Source organism: Pseudomonas sp. D2002 (assembly GCF_013385735.1).
Classification (GTDB): Bacteria; Pseudomonadota; Gammaproteobacteria; order Pseudomonadales; family Pseudomonadaceae; genus Aquipseudomonas.
Genome location: NZ_JACAPL010000005.1, coordinates 299,555 through 314,466, shown reverse-complemented (window position 1 = coordinate 314,466; position 14,912 = coordinate 299,555). Strand labels below are relative to the sequence as shown.

The window sequence follows — 14,912 nt, the reverse complement described above, 5'->3', positions numbered from 1 at the left end:
GGCGCGCATAAAAAAACCGCGATCCAGCAGGGCTGGATCGCGGTTTTTTATTGCGCCGAGGGTGGGAATCAGCGACGCGGCAATGCCGCGATCACGTCTTCGGCTTGCAGGCCCTTGTCGCGGTTCATGACGGAGAACTCCACGCGCTGGCCTTCGACCAGAACGCGATGACCTTCGCCGCGGATGGCCCGGAAATGGACGAAGATATCGTCGCCCGAATCGCGGGAAATAAAGCCGAAGCCTTTGGAGGTGTTGAACCACTTGACGGTCCCGGTATCCCGGTTGGTCATGTCGTAGTTTTGCGACGCAGCGGCTGGGGACGAACGGTAGAAGCTGATGGCCAGGTGAAGAACGATGGCGACCACAGCAATCACCAGGCTGAGCAGGATGGCCGGGTGGCCACCGACTTCAGGCATCGGTGCGAGGAGGGTGAGGGTTTGAACGACAACGGTCAGTACCAGCAGCGCGCTGACCAGGTTTTGCAGTTGATGACGCGTGCCTTTGTTCCAGTAAGGGATCACCGGTGCCAGCGTCAGGTTAAGAAGGCCGAACAAGGCCAGGTACAGAGCGTCGTGTTGTTCCAGGTAGGGAGGGCTTCCCTGTTGCAAGCTCGGTATAAAGGACAGCAGCAACGCTGCAACGCCCGTTAGCAGGTGGACGATTTTCAACATTTTGATTAACTCACGTTAAGAAGGATCACAAGGAAGAGCTGACTGGCACGGTTCGCTTCTGAACAATGGGAGGCGTTGGGCACGTGCACGGGTATCAGCCTATGTGGCGTGCCGCAGAAATAAACGGCGCACCACACGACGTCTATTTAACAGCAAAGGCTGTGCCTACTCAAATCAAGCATTTCGGGGTGTTGCGAGCGCGTTGGCATTTCTGCGTCAAACACTTGTCCTAGACAGGTGCGGGATTTTTGAGCAGCATTTTTAGCGTTTTCCTACGCTGCGCAAAGGCTTGCATGCCGCTGTCACGTTACCGGCAGGTGCATGCGCAGAAGGGGCGATTTGCCGCACGCCAGCGGTGTATGTCGGGCTGCACACAGCCGGCACTCTTGCTAGAGTGGTCCTGCACCTGATCAATGAATGCTCGTCAATTGAAGGGGAAAAACATGGCAATCGATATTGGTATCAGTGAAGAAGACCGTAAATCCATCGTCGACGGACTTTCACGGCTGCTGTCCGATACCTATGTACTGTATTTGAAAACCCACAACTTCCATTGGAACGTCACGGGCCCCATGTTTCGTACGCTGCACTTGATGTTTGAAGAGCAGTACAACGAACTGGCGCTGGCAGTGGACTCCATTGCCGAACGTATCCGTGCCCTGGGTTTCCCGGCGCCGGGTGCCTATTCGATCTACGCCCGTCTGTCTTCGATCAAGGAAGAAGAGGGTGTGCCCAGCGCCGAAGAGATGATCAAGCAGTTGGTGGCGGGCCAGGAGGCAGTGACGCGTACCGCGCGCGGCATCTTCCCGCTGCTCGATAAAGTCAGCGATGAGCCAACGGCGGATTTGCTGACCCAACGTATGCAGGTTCATGAAAAAACCGCGTGGATGCTGCGTTCTCTGCTCGAAAACCAGTAAATCTACACCTGAGTGGCGCCGCCCTGGCGCCGCTCAGTGGTTTCCCCGCGCTTCCTGGCGTTGTCCTACGACTACCGACTCCCTGTCTTCTGGTCGCCCCTCGCATCCTGCTGTTTTATAGACCCACTGTTCCATGGGAGAAACCCGTGGGCTGTTGTTTGGCAATGGAGTGTCAGGTGTATGTCACGCGCAGTGGGTAATGGAGTGATGGAAACCTGTGGTTTTCATAAGATAAAGGTCGACCCCTTTGCAAAAGGGTTCGATATGGGACTGGCCAAGCCACTGTCCCGGTCGGTCAGGCTCAACGGGTTTTCCACCTGCCTGCGGCTCGAACAGATCTACTGGAATATCCTCACGGAGATCGCCAGGATCAATGCCTGCTCAGTCAGTGCGTTGCTGTCGTATGTCGACCGGGAAGTGCATTTGCGTTACGGAGGGGTGAAGAACTTCAGCGGATTGGTCAGGGTGGTGTGCGTGGTTCACGTATTAAAAGCTTGCACTACCCCGATGAGCGCCGATTAATCCGGCGGTTGCACAGCCGGCCCGCCGTCGAGGTGGGCCGGCCTTGGGGCAGAAAGCCGGCTGCGCTGCCTCGATTTACCAGATATAATCCCGCGCTTTGCTGCGCATGCCTGGGGTTTATCCACAGGGCAGGGCGTGGCGCAGTAATGATCTGATCGCCGAGACATCTCCATGCCCATGTACGACTATCAATGTGCTTCCTGTGGTCATCAGTTGGAAGCCATTCAGAAGATCAGCGCCGCGCCGCTGGTCGATTGCCCTGCCTGCCAGGCACCTGAGCTGAAGAAGATGTTGTCCATGCCGGGCTTCCGCCTGAGCGGCGGTGGCTGGTACGAGACCGACTTCAAGACCGGCGCCAAGAAAAACCTGGCAGGCGGCGACAAAGCAGACTGAGTTGAACTCTACGCGCAGGCTCCTGCATTATCCGTCCCCTGCTTAACTGTACGGTGACGAGGCGAGCCTCCACCGAATTTCGAATTACGAGAAGTGAAACCACTACCATGATGCGCAGCCACTATTGCGGCCAACTGAACGAGACCCTGGAAGGTCAGGAAATCACCCTTTGCGGATGGGTTCACCGTCGCCGCGACCACGGCGGGGTGATCTTCCTCGATATCCGTGATCGTGATGGTCTGGCCCAAGTGGTGTTCGACCCGGACCGCGCCGAGAGCTTCGCCGCCGCCGACCGCGTGCGCAGCGAATACGTCGTGAAAATCACCGGCAAGGTGCGCCTGCGTCCGGCCGGTGCCGTGAACAAGAACATGGCGTCCGGCGGTATTGAAGTGCTGGGCTACGAGCTGGAAGTGCTGAACGAGTCGGAAACCCCGCCGTTCCCGCTCAACGAATACTCCGACGTGGGCGAAGAAACTCGCCTGCGCTACCGCTTCCTGGACCTGCGTCGCCCGGAAATGGCCGAGAAGCTGCGTCTGCGTTCGCGCATGACCACCAGCATCCGCCGCTTCCTCGACGAAAACGGCTTCCTTGACGTCGAAACGCCGATCCTCACCCGGGCCACCCCGGAAGGCGCGCGTGACTACCTGGTGCCGAGCCGTACCCACGCCGGTTCCTTCTTCGCCTTGCCGCAATCGCCGCAATTGTTCAAGCAACTGCTGATGGTGGCCGGCTTCGACCGTTACTACCAGATCGCCAAGTGCTTCCGTGACGAAGACCTGCGTGCCGACCGCCAGCCTGAATTCACCCAGATCGACATCGAGACCAGCTTCCTCGATGAAAAAGAGATCATGGGCCTGACCGAACAAATGATCCGCAACCTGTTCAAGGAAGTGCTGGACCTGGAGTTCGGCGAATTCCCGCACATGACCTTCGAAGAAGCCATGCGCCGCTACGGTTCCGACAAGCCAGACCTGCGTAACCCGCTGGAACTGGTGGACGTGGCCGACCAACTCAAAGAAGTCGACTTCAAGGTGTTCAGCGGCCCGGCCAATGACCCGAAATGCCGCATCGCCGCCCTGCGCGTGCCTGGCGGCGCGAGCATGCCGCGCAAGCAGATCGACGACTACACCAAGTTCGTCGGCATCTACGGTGCCAAAGGCCTGGCGTACATCAAGGTCAACGAGCGCGCCAATGGCGTTGACGGCCTGCAATCGCCGATCGTGAAAAACATCCCGCTCGACAACCTGAACGCGATCCTGGACCGCGTCGGCGCGGTTGACGGCGACATCGTGTTCTTCGGTGCCGACAAGGCCAAGATCGTCAGCGAAGCCCTGGGCGCGCTGCGCATCAAGCTGGGCCACGACCTGGACCTGCTGACCTGCAAGTGGGCCCCAATGTGGGTGGTCGACTTCCCGATGTTCGAAGAGAACGACGACGGCAGCTTCAGCGCCTTGCACCACCCGTTCACCGCGCCGAAGTGCTCGCCTGAAGAGCTGGAAGCCAACCCGGCAGGCGCGCTGTCGCGAGCCTACGACATGGTCCTGAACGGCACCGAGCTGGGTGGCGGTTCGATCCGTATCCACCGCAAAGAGATGCAGCAAGCGGTATTCCGTCTGTTGGGCATCAACGAAGCGGAACAGGAAGAGAAGTTCGGCTTCCTGCTCGACGCCCTGAAGTACGGCGCGCCGCCGCACGGTGGCCTGGCGTTTGGCCTGGACCGCCTGGTGATGCTGATGACCGGCGCCCAGTCGATCCGTGAAGTGATCGCCTTCCCGAAAACCCAGAGTGCTGCGGACGTCATGACCCAGGCTCCGGGCGTGGTGGATGCCAAGGCGCTGCGCGAACTGCACATCCGTCTGCGCGAGACGCCGAAGGCTGAGTAAGGCTGCTGCGTGAAAGCGCGATAAGGTTGTAAGCAGTCAAAAAGGCGCATCTTCGGATGCGCCTTTGCGTTTAAAAGAGGGAATTCCTGCCTGGGGTGGGATTGTTAAGGTTTCTAGAGAATTTCGGAGTTGTGTTATGGCTGGCCATTCCAAGTGGGCGAACATCAAGCACCGCAAAGAGCGTCAGGATGCCAAGAAAGGCAAGATCTTCACCAAGTGGATTCGCGAACTGACCGTCGCTGCCCGCCAGGGTGGCGGTGACCCGGGCTCCAACCCGCGCCTGCGCCTGGCGCTGGACAAGGCCTTGGGCGCGAACATGAGCCGCGACATCATCGATCGCGCCGTGGCCCGTGGTGCCGGCGCGGCCGACACTGACGATATGGTCGAGTTGAGCTACGAAGGCTACGGCCCGGGCGGCGTGGCGGTGATGGTCGAGTGCATGACCGACAACCGCAACCGCACCGCGGCAGCCGTGCGCCATGCATTCAGCAAATGCGGCGGCAACCTGGGCACCGACGGCTCGGTGGCCTACCTGTTCGAGCGCAAGGGCCAGATCTCCTTCGCGCCGGGCGTGGATGAAGATGCGCTGATCGAAGCCGCGATGGAGGCCGATGCCGACGACGTGGTGAGCAACGAAGACGGCTCCATCGACGTATTCACCTCGTTCGCCGGCTTCTATGCGGTGCGCAACGCCCTGGAAGCCGCCGGTTTCAAAGGCACCGACGCAGAAATCGTGATGCTGCCGACCACCAGCGCCGAGCTGGACCTGGACGGTGCGCAGAAAGTGCTGAAGATGCTGGATATGCTTGAAGACCTGGATGATGTGCAAAATGTGTACTCGAATGCCGACATCCCGGAATCTGTCGCCGAACAGCTCACCTGAGAACAATGAGGATCCCCTGTGGGAGCGGGCTTGCTCGCGGATGCGGTGTGTCAGTTACTTGATGCATTAACTGAATGGCCGCTTTCGCGAGCAAGCCCGCTCCCACATTGGGTCTATCTGTATCCACAAAACCGCAGGCGTTATGACTTTAATCCTAGGTATCGACCCCGGTTCGCGCATCACCGGGTTTGGCGTGGTGCAACAGACCCCGCGCGGCTGTGTGTACGTTGCCTCGGGCTGCATCCGCACCGGTGCGGGCGAGTTGGCCGAGCGCCTGCAGATCGTCTATCGCGGCGTGCGTGAAGTGATCCAGACCTACGGGCCGGTGACCATGGGCATCGAAAAGGTGTTCATGGCCAAGAACGCCGACTCTGCGTTAAAACTTGGCCAGGCGCGAGGCGCCGCCATCGTCGCCGGCGCCGAGGAAGGCATGGAAATCGCCGAATACACCGCCACTCAGGTCAAGCAGGCCGTGGTCGGCACGGGCGCGGCGAATAAGGAGCAGGTGCAGATGATGGTCATGCACATGCTCAAGCTCACCTCAAAACCACAAATTGACGCCTCCGATGCCCTGGCCATCGCCATTTGCCATGCGCATACCCGCTCAAGCCTGTTGCCGCATGGTCTGGGCACGGCACGCAGTCGTGGCGGTCGCCTGCGTCTCTGATAGCATCAGCGCAATCGTTATTTCCGGTCAGGCCTTATCTGACCCCAAGCTTTAAGGATTTGAACCGTGATTGGACGCTTGCGCGGCACCCTGGCTGAAAAACAGCCGCCGCACCTGATTCTGGATGTAAACGGGTTGGGGTATGAGCTGGAAGTGCCCATGACCACGCTGTACCGTCTACCGTCGGTCGGCGAGCCGCTGACCCTGCACACCCATTTGGTGGTGCGCGAAGACGCGCAATTGCTTTATGGTTTTATTGGCAAGCGCGACCGCGACTTCTTCCGCGAGCTGATTCGCCTGAACGGCGTAGGCCCGAAACTTGCGCTGGCGTTGATGTCGAGCCTGGAGGTGGACGAGCTGGTGCGTGCGGTTTCGGCCCAGGACACCTCGGCGTTGACCAAGGTGCCGGGCGTCGGCAAGAAAACGGCCGAGCGCTTGTTGGTGGAGCTCAAGGACCGCTTCAAGGCCTGGGAAGTCGTACCGAGCATGTTCGCCCTGGTGCCGAACCAGCCGGATATGCCGGCAGGCCAGGTGGCCAGCGCCGAAAGCGATGCGGTCAGCGCGTTGATCTCCCTGGGCTACAAGCCGCAGGAGGCCAGCAAAGCCGTATCGGCCATCAAGGACAAGAACCTGAGCAGCGAAGACATGATCCGCCGAGCCCTGAAGGGAATGATTTAAGTGATTGAAGCTGATCGTCTGATCGCGGCCACCGGCCCGCGCGACCGTGAAGAAGTCCAGGACCGGGCCATCCGCCCGCTGAGCCTGGCCGAGTATATCGGCCAGCCAACCGTGCGCGAGCAAATGGAGTTGTTCATCCAGGCCGCGCGCGGGCGCAGCGAGTCTCTGGACCACACGTTGATCTTCGGCCCGCCGGGGCTGGGTAAAACCACGCTGGCCAATATCATCGCCCAGGAAATGGGCGTGTCGATCAAGTCCACCTCCGGCCCGGTGCTGGAGCGTCCGGGTGACCTGGCGGCGTTGCTGACCAATCTTGAGCCGCACGACGTGCTGTTTATCGACGAGATCCACCGGCTTTCGCCGATTGTCGAGGAAGTGCTGTACCCGGCCATGGAAGACTTCCAGCTCGACATCATGATCGGCGAAGGCCCGGCGGCCCGCTCGATCAAACTCGACCTGCCGCCCTTTACGCTGGTGGGCGCAACCACCCGTGCGGGCATGCTGACCAACCCGCTGCGAGACCGTTTCGGCATTGTTCAACGTCTAGAGTTCTATAGCACGGCGGATTTGGCCACCATCGTCAGCCGTTCGGCGAGCATTCTCGGCTTGCCCCTGGACCCGGAAGGCGCGTTTGAAATCGCCCGCAGGGCACGTGGCACGCCGCGAATCGCCAACCGTTTGTTGCGTCGCGTGCGCGACTTTGCCGAGGTGCGGGCCAAGGGGCATATCACCAAGGCCGTGGCCGATCTGGCCTTGAACCTGCTGGATGTGGACGAGCATGGCTTCGATCACCAGGATCGACGTCTACTCTTGACCATGATCGAGAAATTCGACGGCGGCCCGGTAGGTGTGGACAGCCTGGCGGCGGCAATCAGCGAGGAGCGTCACACCATTGAGGATGTACTGGAGCCGTACCTGATCCAGCAGGGTTACATCATGCGTACGCCAAGGGGCCGCGTCGTGACGCGCCATGCCTATTTGCACTTCGGGTTAAACATTCCGTCACGATTGGGCGAGATGCCTGTAGTAGACGAATTCCTCGATGCAGTGGACGATTAAAAAGGTCACGCGGGACGATTTATTCAAGGTTTGTGCTGTCCTAGTGGCTGGCGTCGTCATTCAGTCGTTAGAAATGTTGAATAGAATGAAAAACAGTTGCCCGGCCGGATTGGCAACCTGAGGAGTAAGCACTAGAGTATGCGCGCGCAAAACGGGGATCAGTCGTTCGCACATCGCTGTCGCGTTTATTACGAGGACACCGATGCCGGCGGCATCGTTTATTACGTCAACTACCTCAAGTTCATGGAGCGGGCTCGAACCGAGCGGCTACGGGAGCTGGGCTTTGCCCAATCCCAGCTGGCAGGGGAGGACCTGTTATTCGTCGTGCATTCCAGCGAGGCGCGTTACCACGCACCGGCGCGATTGGACGACGAGTTGCTGGTCAGCGCTGAAGTAATCGAATTGAACCGTGTCAGCCTGCGCTTTAAACAGCAAGTCAGGCGGGCAACGGATGCAACGCTGCTCTGTGAGGGGCAGTTCCTGGTGGCCTGTGTGCGCACCAATAGTTTGAAACCCCGGGCCATTCCCGAAGCTCTACGTGCGGCCTTTGCCGGCGTAAGCGGCGCGGGTAAACAATCAAAGCAGGAGATTTAGCGTGGAACCTACCGTCGTCGACCATTCCTCCATGTGGAGCCTGGTCAGCAATGCCAGTGTTGTGGTTCAACTGGTGATGCTGGTCCTGGTAGCCGCTTCGGTTACCTCTTGGGTCATGATTTTTCAGCGCAGCAACTTGCTGCGTGCCGGTCGACGTGCCCTGGAGAGCTTTGAAGAGCGCTTCTGGTCGGGTATCGACCTGTCCAAACTGTACCGTCAGGCCGGCAGCAACCCGGACCCGGATTCGGGCGTCGAGCAGATCTTTCGCGCCGGCTTCAAGGAATTCTCCCGCCTGCGTCAGCAACCGGGCGTTGACCCGGAAGCGGTCATGGAAGGCGTGGCCCGTGCCATGCGCGTCGCCATTTCCCGTGAAGAAGAGAAGCTGGAGCAGAGCCTGCCGTTCCTCGCCACCGTCGGTTCCGTCAGCCCGTACATCGGTCTGTTCGGTACGGTGTGGGGGATCATGAACTCCTTCCGCGGCCTGGCCCAGGCCCAGCAAGCGACCCTGGCCACCGTGGCCCCGGGTATCGCCGAAGCCCTGATCGCCACCGCGATCGGCTTGTTCGCTGCTATCCCCGCAGTAATCGCCTACAACCGTTTTGCCGCCCGTGGCGAAACCTTGATCAGCCGTTACTACACCTTCGCCGACGAATTCCAGGCGATCCTGCACCGTAAAGTGCACACCAGCGAAGAATAAGCAGGTAATTCCCAATGGCTTTAATCGCTCGAGCTCGCAAAAAGCGCAAGCCGGTCGCCGAGATGAACGTAGTGCCTTACATCGACGTGATGCTGGTGCTGCTGGTCATTTTCATGGTGACCGCGCCGATGCTCAATCAGGGCGTGAAGGTTGATCTGCCCAAGGTTTCCAGCGAAGCCTTGCCGCAAGACAACAACACTCAGGTCCTGACCATTTCGATCAAGGCTGACAAGACCTATTACTGGAACCTTGGCAGCGAAGTCGATACCCAGAAACAGCAGGACAAGGCCATGACCTTGCCGCAGATGACCGACGCCGTGACCAAGATCATCCGGTCCGGCAACGAAGGCGGCAAGCACACCCAGGTGTTCATTCGCGGCGACAAAGTGGTCGACTATGGCTCCGTCATGGGCGCCATGGGCGGGCTGCAGAAGGCCGGCGTGGGTAACGTTGGCTTGATTACCGAGGCGCCCTGATGCAGCAACAGCGAGAGCCGTCCGCCTCGGAAAGCTACTTCTGGCCTAGCGTCTGGGCAATCGCCCTGCACGTCCTGGTGTTTGGCATGCTGTTCGTCAGCTTTGCCATGACCCCGGACCTGCCGCCAGCCAAGCCGATCGTGCAGGCGACCCTGTATCAGCTGAAATCGAAAAGTCAGGCCACCACCCAGACCAATCAGAAGATTGCGGGTGAGGCCCAGAAGTCGGCTGCGCGCCAGACTGAAGTCGAACAGATGGAACAGAAGAAGGTCGAGCAGGAAGCGGTGAAGGCTGCTGCGGAACAAAAGAAAGAAGAGGCGGCTCAAAAGGCCGAGGAATCGAAAAAGGCTGACGAAGCCAAGAAAGCTGACGAGGCGAAAAAGGCTGATGAAGCCAAGAAAGCCGAAAAAGCTGCCGAAGCTAAAAAAGCCGAAGAGAAACAATTGGCTGATATAGCCAAGAAGAAGTCTGAAGAAGAAGCCAAGAAAGCTGCCGAAGAAGAGGCCAAGAAAAAGGCCGCTGAAGAGGCCAAGAAGAAGATAGTCGAAGACGCGAAGAAGAAAGCCGCCGAAGACGCCAAGAAAAAAGCTGAAGCAGACGAGGCGAAGAAGAAAGTCGCCGACGACGCGAAGAAGAAAGCTGCCGCCGATGCCAGCAAGAAAAAGGCCCAGGAAGCAGCACGTAAATCCGCCGAAGAGAAAAAGGCCCAGGCCTTGGCAGATTTGCTTTCCGACACGCCTCAGCGTCAGCAAGCCTTGGCCGATGAGCGTGGTGATGAAGTCGCGGGCAGTTTCGACGACCTGATTCGGGCACGGGCAGCGGAAGGTTGGACACGTCCACCTTCGGCACGCAAAGGTATGACAGTAGTGCTGCAGATCGGCATGTTGCCGGACGGTACGGTGACTTCGGTCAGCGTGGCCAAGTCCAGTGGCGACGGTTCGTTCGACAGTTCGGCGGTTGCCGCGGTCAAGAATATTGGCCGGTTGACCGAGATGCAGGGAATGAAACCAAGCGACTTCGCTCCCTATCGTTCATTCAAGATGACATTCACACCTGAGGATCTAGCCTTGTGAGAAACCTTCTTCGAGGAATGCTTGTCGTTATTTGCTGTATGGCAGGGATAGCGGCGGCGGATGAAAAGAACATCCTGGTTACCAGCGGTAGCGATCGGGCCACCCCGATCGCCGTAGTACCGTTCGGCTGGCAGGGCGGCAGCGTGCTGCCGGACGACATGGCCCAGATCGTCAGTGACGACCTGCGCAACTCCGGTTACTACGCGCCGATTCCAAAAGGCAACATGATCAGCCAGCCGACCCAGGCCAGCGAAGTCATCTTCCGTGACTGGAAAGCCGTAGGCGCCCAGTACCTGATGGTCGGCAGCATCACGCCGGCCGGCGGTCGCCTGCAGATCCAGTACACGTTGTTCAACGTGGCCACCGAGCAGCAGGTCTTGACCGGCAGCGTATCGGGCACCGCCGAACAACTGCGGGACATGGCGCACTACATCTCCGACCAGTCGTTTGAAAAGCTCACCGGTATCAAGGGTGCTTTCTCGACGCGTCTGCTTTATGTAACGGCTGAGCGTTTCTCTGTAGACAACACTCGGTACACCTTGCAGCGCTCGGACTACGACGGTGCACGGGCTGTGACCTTGCTGCAATCGCGCGAGCCAATCCTGTCGCCGCGTTTCGCGCCGGACGGCAAGCGTATTGCCTATGTGTCGTTCGAACAGCGCCGTCCGCGCATCTTCGTGCAGCACATCGATACCGGCCGTCGTGAGCAGATCACCAACTTCGAAGGCCTCAACGGTGCGCCAGCCTGGTCGCCGGATGGTTCGCGCCTGGCGTTCGTGCTGTCCAAGGACGGCAACCCGGATATCTACGTGATGAACATGGCTTCGCGCCAGATCAGCCGTGTGACCAGCGGCCCGGGCATCAACACCGAGCCGTTCTGGGGTAAGGATGGTTCGACCATCTACTTCACTTCCGACCGGGGCGGCAAGCCACAGGTCTATAAGGCAAATGTTAACGGCGGCGGTGCAGAACGCGTTACCTTCATTGGTAACTACAATGCCAACCCTAAGCTTTCGGCTGATGAAAAGACGTTGGTGATGATTCACCGTCAGGATGGTTTCACTAATTTCCGGGTTGCGGCCCAGGATTTGCAGCGCGGAACCGTAAAAATCCTTACAGATACCAACCTTGATGAGTCAGCTACTGTTGCGCCCAACGGCACCATGGTAATCTACGCCACCCGCCAGCAGGGCCGGGGAGTCTTGATGCTCGTGTCCATTAATGGACGCGTAAGGCTCCCGCTTCCTACCGCACAAGGCGAAGTCAGAGAACCATCCTGGTCCCCTTACCTGAACTGACGCGGCGCTACAAAAAGAAGTACTTAACACACTGGGGTTCATTAGGAGTTTCACGATGGAAATGCTGAAGTTTGGTAAGTTTGCTGCTCTGGCTCTGGCTCTGTCCGTAGCCGTTGGTTGCTCGTCTAAAGGCGGCGACAATGCCGGTGAAGGCGCAGCTGTTGATCCAAACGCTGGTTACGGCGCTAACACTGGTGCAGTTGACGGCTCCCTGAGCGAAGAAGCTGCTCTGCGCGCTATCACCACTTTCTACTTCGAATACGACAGTTCGGACCTGAAACCAGAAGCCATGCGCGCTCTGGACGTTCACGCGAAGGACCTGAAAGCTAACGGCGCTCGCGTTGTTCTGGAAGGTAACACCGACGAACGTGGTACTCGTGAGTACAACATGGCACTGGGCGAGCGTCGTGCGAAAGCCGTTCAGCGCTACCTGGTACTGCAAGGTGTTGCTCCAGGCCAACTGGAACTGGTTTCCTACGGTAAAGAGCGTCCAGTTGCTACTGGCCACGACGAGCAGTCCTGGGCTCAAAACCGTCGCGTCGAACTGCGTAAGTAATTCGTCATGCGAACGTGCCGTCGTGCTCTAACTGTATTGGCTCTCAGCCTCGCACCGCTTGCGGTGTGGGCTGCGGTTCCTGTGGAAGATAGCAACTCTGGCTATAACAATAGCGGGAGCAGTTATCCGCCAGCGGGTTATGGCACGAACGGCGCCTATGCTGGGGGAGCGGCTACGTCCGCTCCCTCGGCACAGGGCGAACTGTTCAACCAGCTGCAACGCATGCAGGATCAATTGTCGCAGCAACAAGGCACGATTGAAGTTCTGCAGAATCAAGTGAACCAGCTGAAGCAAGAAGGCCTGGAGCGTTACCAGGATCTTGATCGACGCATTGGAGCCGGCGTAACACCTGCCGCCACTCCTGATAATTCTTCTGCCGGTAGCGCGCCAAGCGCCGCTGCCGGTGGTGCAGCAGCGGGGGCTGCGGCCGCAAGCCAAGCCCCTGCCGCCAGCAGCGAACCGGGTGATCCGGCCAAAGAAAAGCTGTATTACGATGCAGCCTTCGACCTGATCAAAGCCAAGGATTTCGATAAGGCCAGCCAGGCTTTTACCGCATTCCTGCGCAAATACCCCAACAGCCAATACGCGGGCAATGCCCAGTACTGGTTGGGCGAGGTTAATTTGGCCAAGGGTGATCTGCAGGGCGCAGGCCAGGCGTTTGCCAAGGTCAGCCAGCTCTACCCAAAGCACGCCAAGGTGCCTGATTCGCTGTACAAACTTGCTGACGTAGAACGCCGCCTGGGTCACACCGACAAGGTCAAAGGCATTCTGCAGCAGGTCGTTGCCCAATATCCGGGTACGTCCGCTGCCCAGTTGGCTCAACGAGATCTGCAACGCTTGTAAGCGATGCTTTCCCGTTTAGAAGAAACCCGCGCCTGGCGCGGGTTTTTTCGTTAGAATCCACGCCCTTTTATGAAACACGCTTCCTGGGGTTTACGCGTTTGCGAAATTCCTTGAAGTGCCTGACGGAGGCGGACAGCCTGTTTAGCTGTTACGCCCGTGGCGACTATGCAAGACACATTACGTATTACCGAAGTTTTTTACTCGTTACAGGGTGAAACGCGAACCGCTGGCCTGCCCACCGTATTTGTACGGCTGACCGGCTGCCCTTTGCGTTGCCAATACTGTGACAGCGCCTACGCCTTCAGTGGCGGCACCGTGCGCAGCCTCGACGACATCCTCGAGCAAGTGGCCGGCTTCAAGCCGCGCTACGTCTGCGTGACAGGTGGCGAGCCGTTGGCCCAACCCAACGCCATCCCATTGCTCAAGCGGCTGTGTGACGCCGGTTACGAGGTCTCGCTGGAAACCAGCGGCGCCTTGGACATCTCGGCTGTTGACTCGCGCGTGAGCCGGGTAGTCGATCTCAAGACCCCAGGTTCCAAAGAGGCGCACCGCAACCTCTACGAGAACATGGACTTGCTGACGGCCAACGATCAGGTCAAGTTCGTGATCTGCTCTCGTGACGACTATGACTGGGCAGCCTCCAAGCTGATCCAGTACGGCCTCGACCGCCGCGCCGGTGAGGTGCTGTTCTCGCCCAGCCATCACGACCTGAACGCCCGCGACCTGGCCGACTGGGTCGTCGCGGACAACCTGCCGGTGCGCCTGCAATTGCAGTTGCATAAATACCTGTGGAATGACGAGCCGGGGCGCTGACATGGCCGATGAAAAACGCGCCGTCATCCTGCTTTCCGGCGGCCTGGACTCCGCCACATTGGTGGCCATGGTACGCGCCCAGGGCTACAGCTGTTACACCCTGAGCTTCGACTACGGCCAGCGCCACCGTGCCGAGTTGGACGCCGCTGCGCGTGTCGCCCGTGACCTGGATGTGGTCGAGCACAAGGTCATCGGCCTCAACCTTAATGGCATCGGCGGTTCGGCGCTCACCGACAGCAGCATCGACGTACCCGAGGCGCCCAGCGAAGGCATCCCGCTGACCTACGTGCCGGCGCGCAACACCGTCTTCCTGTCGCTGGCCCTCGGCTGGGCCGAAGTATTGAACGCCCGCGACATCTTCATCGGCGTCAATGCACTGGACTACAACGGCTATCCGGACTGTCGCCCTGAGTATGTCGAGGCATTCGAGCGCATGGCCAACCTGGCCACCAAGGCCGGTGTAGAGGGGCAGGGCTTTCGTATCCAGGCGCCGCTGCAGAACATGACCAAGGCGGATATTGTGAAGGCTGGTGTAGGACTTGGTGTCGACTACACGCTGACAGTTTCCTGCTACCAAGCAGACAATGCCGGTCATGCCTGTGGGAAATGTGACGCCTGCCGACTGCGTGCAGAAGGCTTCCAAGCCGCCGGAATTGCTGACCCAACGCGTTATTTCTGATTTATTTAAAATAAGGTGTTGAATAATCCTTAGAAATCAGTATTATACGCGCCACCACACAGCGGGTCGTTAGCTCAGTTGGTAGAGCAGTTGGCTTTTAACCAATTGGTCGTAGGTTCGAATCCCACACGACCCACCATTTTTGGCGGTTTAGAAAATCCGGAAGGCCCACGCAAGTGAGGATTTCCGGGTTTTTTTTTGCCTGGTGAA

At 58.9% G+C, this 14,912-nt stretch carries 18 protein-coding genes and 1 tRNA gene; 18 read left to right on the top strand and 1 reads right to left on the bottom strand.

Translation table 11 applies throughout. The annotated features are described in order from the left end of the window. Nucleotides 1-68: 68 nt before the first annotated feature. Nucleotides 69-671, bottom strand: coding sequence for a cold-shock protein (locus tag HX783_RS30140; RefSeq protein WP_083356990.1), 603 nt, complete (start codon nucleotides 669-671; stop codon nucleotides 69-71). 443 nt (nucleotides 672-1,114) lie between these two features. Here HX783_RS30140 and HX783_RS12095 point away from each other — a divergent pair, with 443 nt between their 5' ends. The 18 genes from HX783_RS12095 (at nucleotide 1,115) to HX783_RS12010 (ending at nucleotide 14,841) form a co-directional block, all read left to right on the top strand. Further along, the gene (locus tag HX783_RS12095) at nucleotides 1,115-1,588 is read left to right on the top strand and encodes a Dps family protein (protein ID WP_003193874.1); all 474 of its coding nucleotides are present in this window, start codon (nucleotides 1,115-1,117) and stop codon (nucleotides 1,586-1,588) included. A gap of 180 nt (nucleotides 1,589-1,768) precedes the next feature. After that, nucleotides 1,769-2,110, top strand: a complete 342-nt coding sequence (locus HX783_RS12090) for a ribbon-helix-helix domain-containing protein (RefSeq protein WP_159959471.1) — start codon at nucleotides 1,769-1,771, stop codon at nucleotides 2,108-2,110. 171 nt (nucleotides 2,111-2,281) lie between these two features. After that, entirely contained in the window at nucleotides 2,282-2,503 is a 222-nt protein-coding gene (locus HX783_RS12085) for an FmdB family zinc ribbon protein (protein WP_017139808.1), read from the top strand. Between the two features lie 107 nt (nucleotides 2,504-2,610). Continuing rightward, entirely contained in the window at nucleotides 2,611-4,386 is a 1,776-nt protein-coding gene (gene aspS, locus HX783_RS12080; RefSeq protein WP_159936978.1) for an aspartate--tRNA ligase, read from the top strand. Between the two features lie 136 nt (nucleotides 4,387-4,522). Further along, complete coding sequence (locus HX783_RS12075) at nucleotides 4,523-5,269, top strand: YebC/PmpR family DNA-binding transcriptional regulator (protein WP_177017018.1); 747 nt, start codon at nucleotides 4,523-4,525, stop codon at nucleotides 5,267-5,269. Nucleotides 5,270-5,411: 142 nt separating this feature from the next. After that, a complete protein-coding gene (gene ruvC, locus HX783_RS12070) occupies nucleotides 5,412-5,936 on the top strand; it encodes a crossover junction endodeoxyribonuclease RuvC (RefSeq protein WP_016975450.1) in 525 nt (174 codons plus the stop codon). A gap of 66 nt (nucleotides 5,937-6,002) precedes the next feature. Continuing rightward, complete coding sequence (gene ruvA, locus HX783_RS12065; protein ID WP_025854761.1) at nucleotides 6,003-6,614, top strand: Holliday junction branch migration protein RuvA; 612 nt, start codon at nucleotides 6,003-6,005, stop codon at nucleotides 6,612-6,614. Further along, nucleotides 6,615-7,673 (top strand): Holliday junction branch migration DNA helicase RuvB, encoded by a 1,059-nt coding sequence (gene ruvB, locus HX783_RS12060; protein WP_003193867.1) that lies wholly within the window; start codon nucleotides 6,615-6,617, stop codon nucleotides 7,671-7,673. Between the two features lie 138 nt (nucleotides 7,674-7,811). Beyond that, nucleotides 7,812-8,267, top strand: a complete 456-nt coding sequence (gene ybgC, locus HX783_RS12055; RefSeq protein WP_071484353.1) for a tol-pal system-associated acyl-CoA thioesterase — start codon at nucleotides 7,812-7,814, stop codon at nucleotides 8,265-8,267. Between the two features lies 1 nt (nucleotide 8,268). Beyond that, nucleotides 8,269-8,964 carry a protein TolQ gene (gene tolQ / locus HX783_RS12050; RefSeq protein WP_003209819.1) on the top strand — a complete coding sequence of 232 codons (696 nt, stop codon included), beginning with the start codon at nucleotides 8,269-8,271 and terminating at the stop codon, nucleotides 8,962-8,964. Between the two features lie 23 nt (nucleotides 8,965-8,987). After that, nucleotides 8,988-9,440: a protein TolR gene (gene tolR, locus HX783_RS12045; RefSeq protein ID WP_161630238.1), complete on the top strand. Its 453-nt coding sequence runs from the start codon at nucleotides 8,988-8,990 to the stop codon at nucleotides 9,438-9,440. Then, the gene (gene tolA, locus HX783_RS12040; RefSeq protein WP_159959465.1) at nucleotides 9,440-10,513 is read left to right on the top strand and encodes a cell envelope integrity protein TolA; all 1,074 of its coding nucleotides are present in this window, start codon (nucleotides 9,440-9,442) and stop codon (nucleotides 10,511-10,513) included. Before tolR ends, tolA begins: the two co-directional genes overlap by 1 nt. A 17-nt stretch (nucleotides 10,514-10,530) precedes the next feature. After that, nucleotides 10,531-11,811, top strand: coding sequence for a Tol-Pal system beta propeller repeat protein TolB (gene tolB, locus HX783_RS12035; protein ID WP_177017017.1), 1,281 nt, complete (start codon nucleotides 10,531-10,533; stop codon nucleotides 11,809-11,811). 55 nt (nucleotides 11,812-11,866) lie between these two features. Next, complete coding sequence (gene pal / locus HX783_RS12030) at nucleotides 11,867-12,367, top strand: peptidoglycan-associated lipoprotein Pal (RefSeq protein WP_003209827.1); 501 nt, start codon at nucleotides 11,867-11,869, stop codon at nucleotides 12,365-12,367. A gap of 6 nt (nucleotides 12,368-12,373) precedes the next feature. Beyond that, nucleotides 12,374-13,210, top strand: a complete 837-nt coding sequence (ybgF, locus tag HX783_RS12025; protein WP_177017016.1) for a tol-pal system protein YbgF — start codon at nucleotides 12,374-12,376, stop codon at nucleotides 13,208-13,210. A gap of 165 nt (nucleotides 13,211-13,375) precedes the next feature. Next, entirely contained in the window at nucleotides 13,376-14,023 is a 648-nt protein-coding gene (gene queE, locus HX783_RS12020) for a 7-carboxy-7-deazaguanine synthase QueE (protein ID WP_159959461.1), read from the top strand. 1 nt (nucleotide 14,024) lies between these two features. Then, on the top strand, nucleotides 14,025-14,702 hold the full coding sequence (gene queC, locus HX783_RS12015; RefSeq protein ID WP_177017015.1) for a 7-cyano-7-deazaguanine synthase QueC: 678 nt from the start codon (nucleotides 14,025-14,027) through the stop codon (nucleotides 14,700-14,702). A 63-nt stretch (nucleotides 14,703-14,765) separates the two neighbouring features. Beyond that, nucleotides 14,766-14,841, top strand: a tRNA-Lys gene (locus tag HX783_RS12010). The last annotated feature ends 71 nt before the right edge of the window (nucleotides 14,842-14,912 follow it).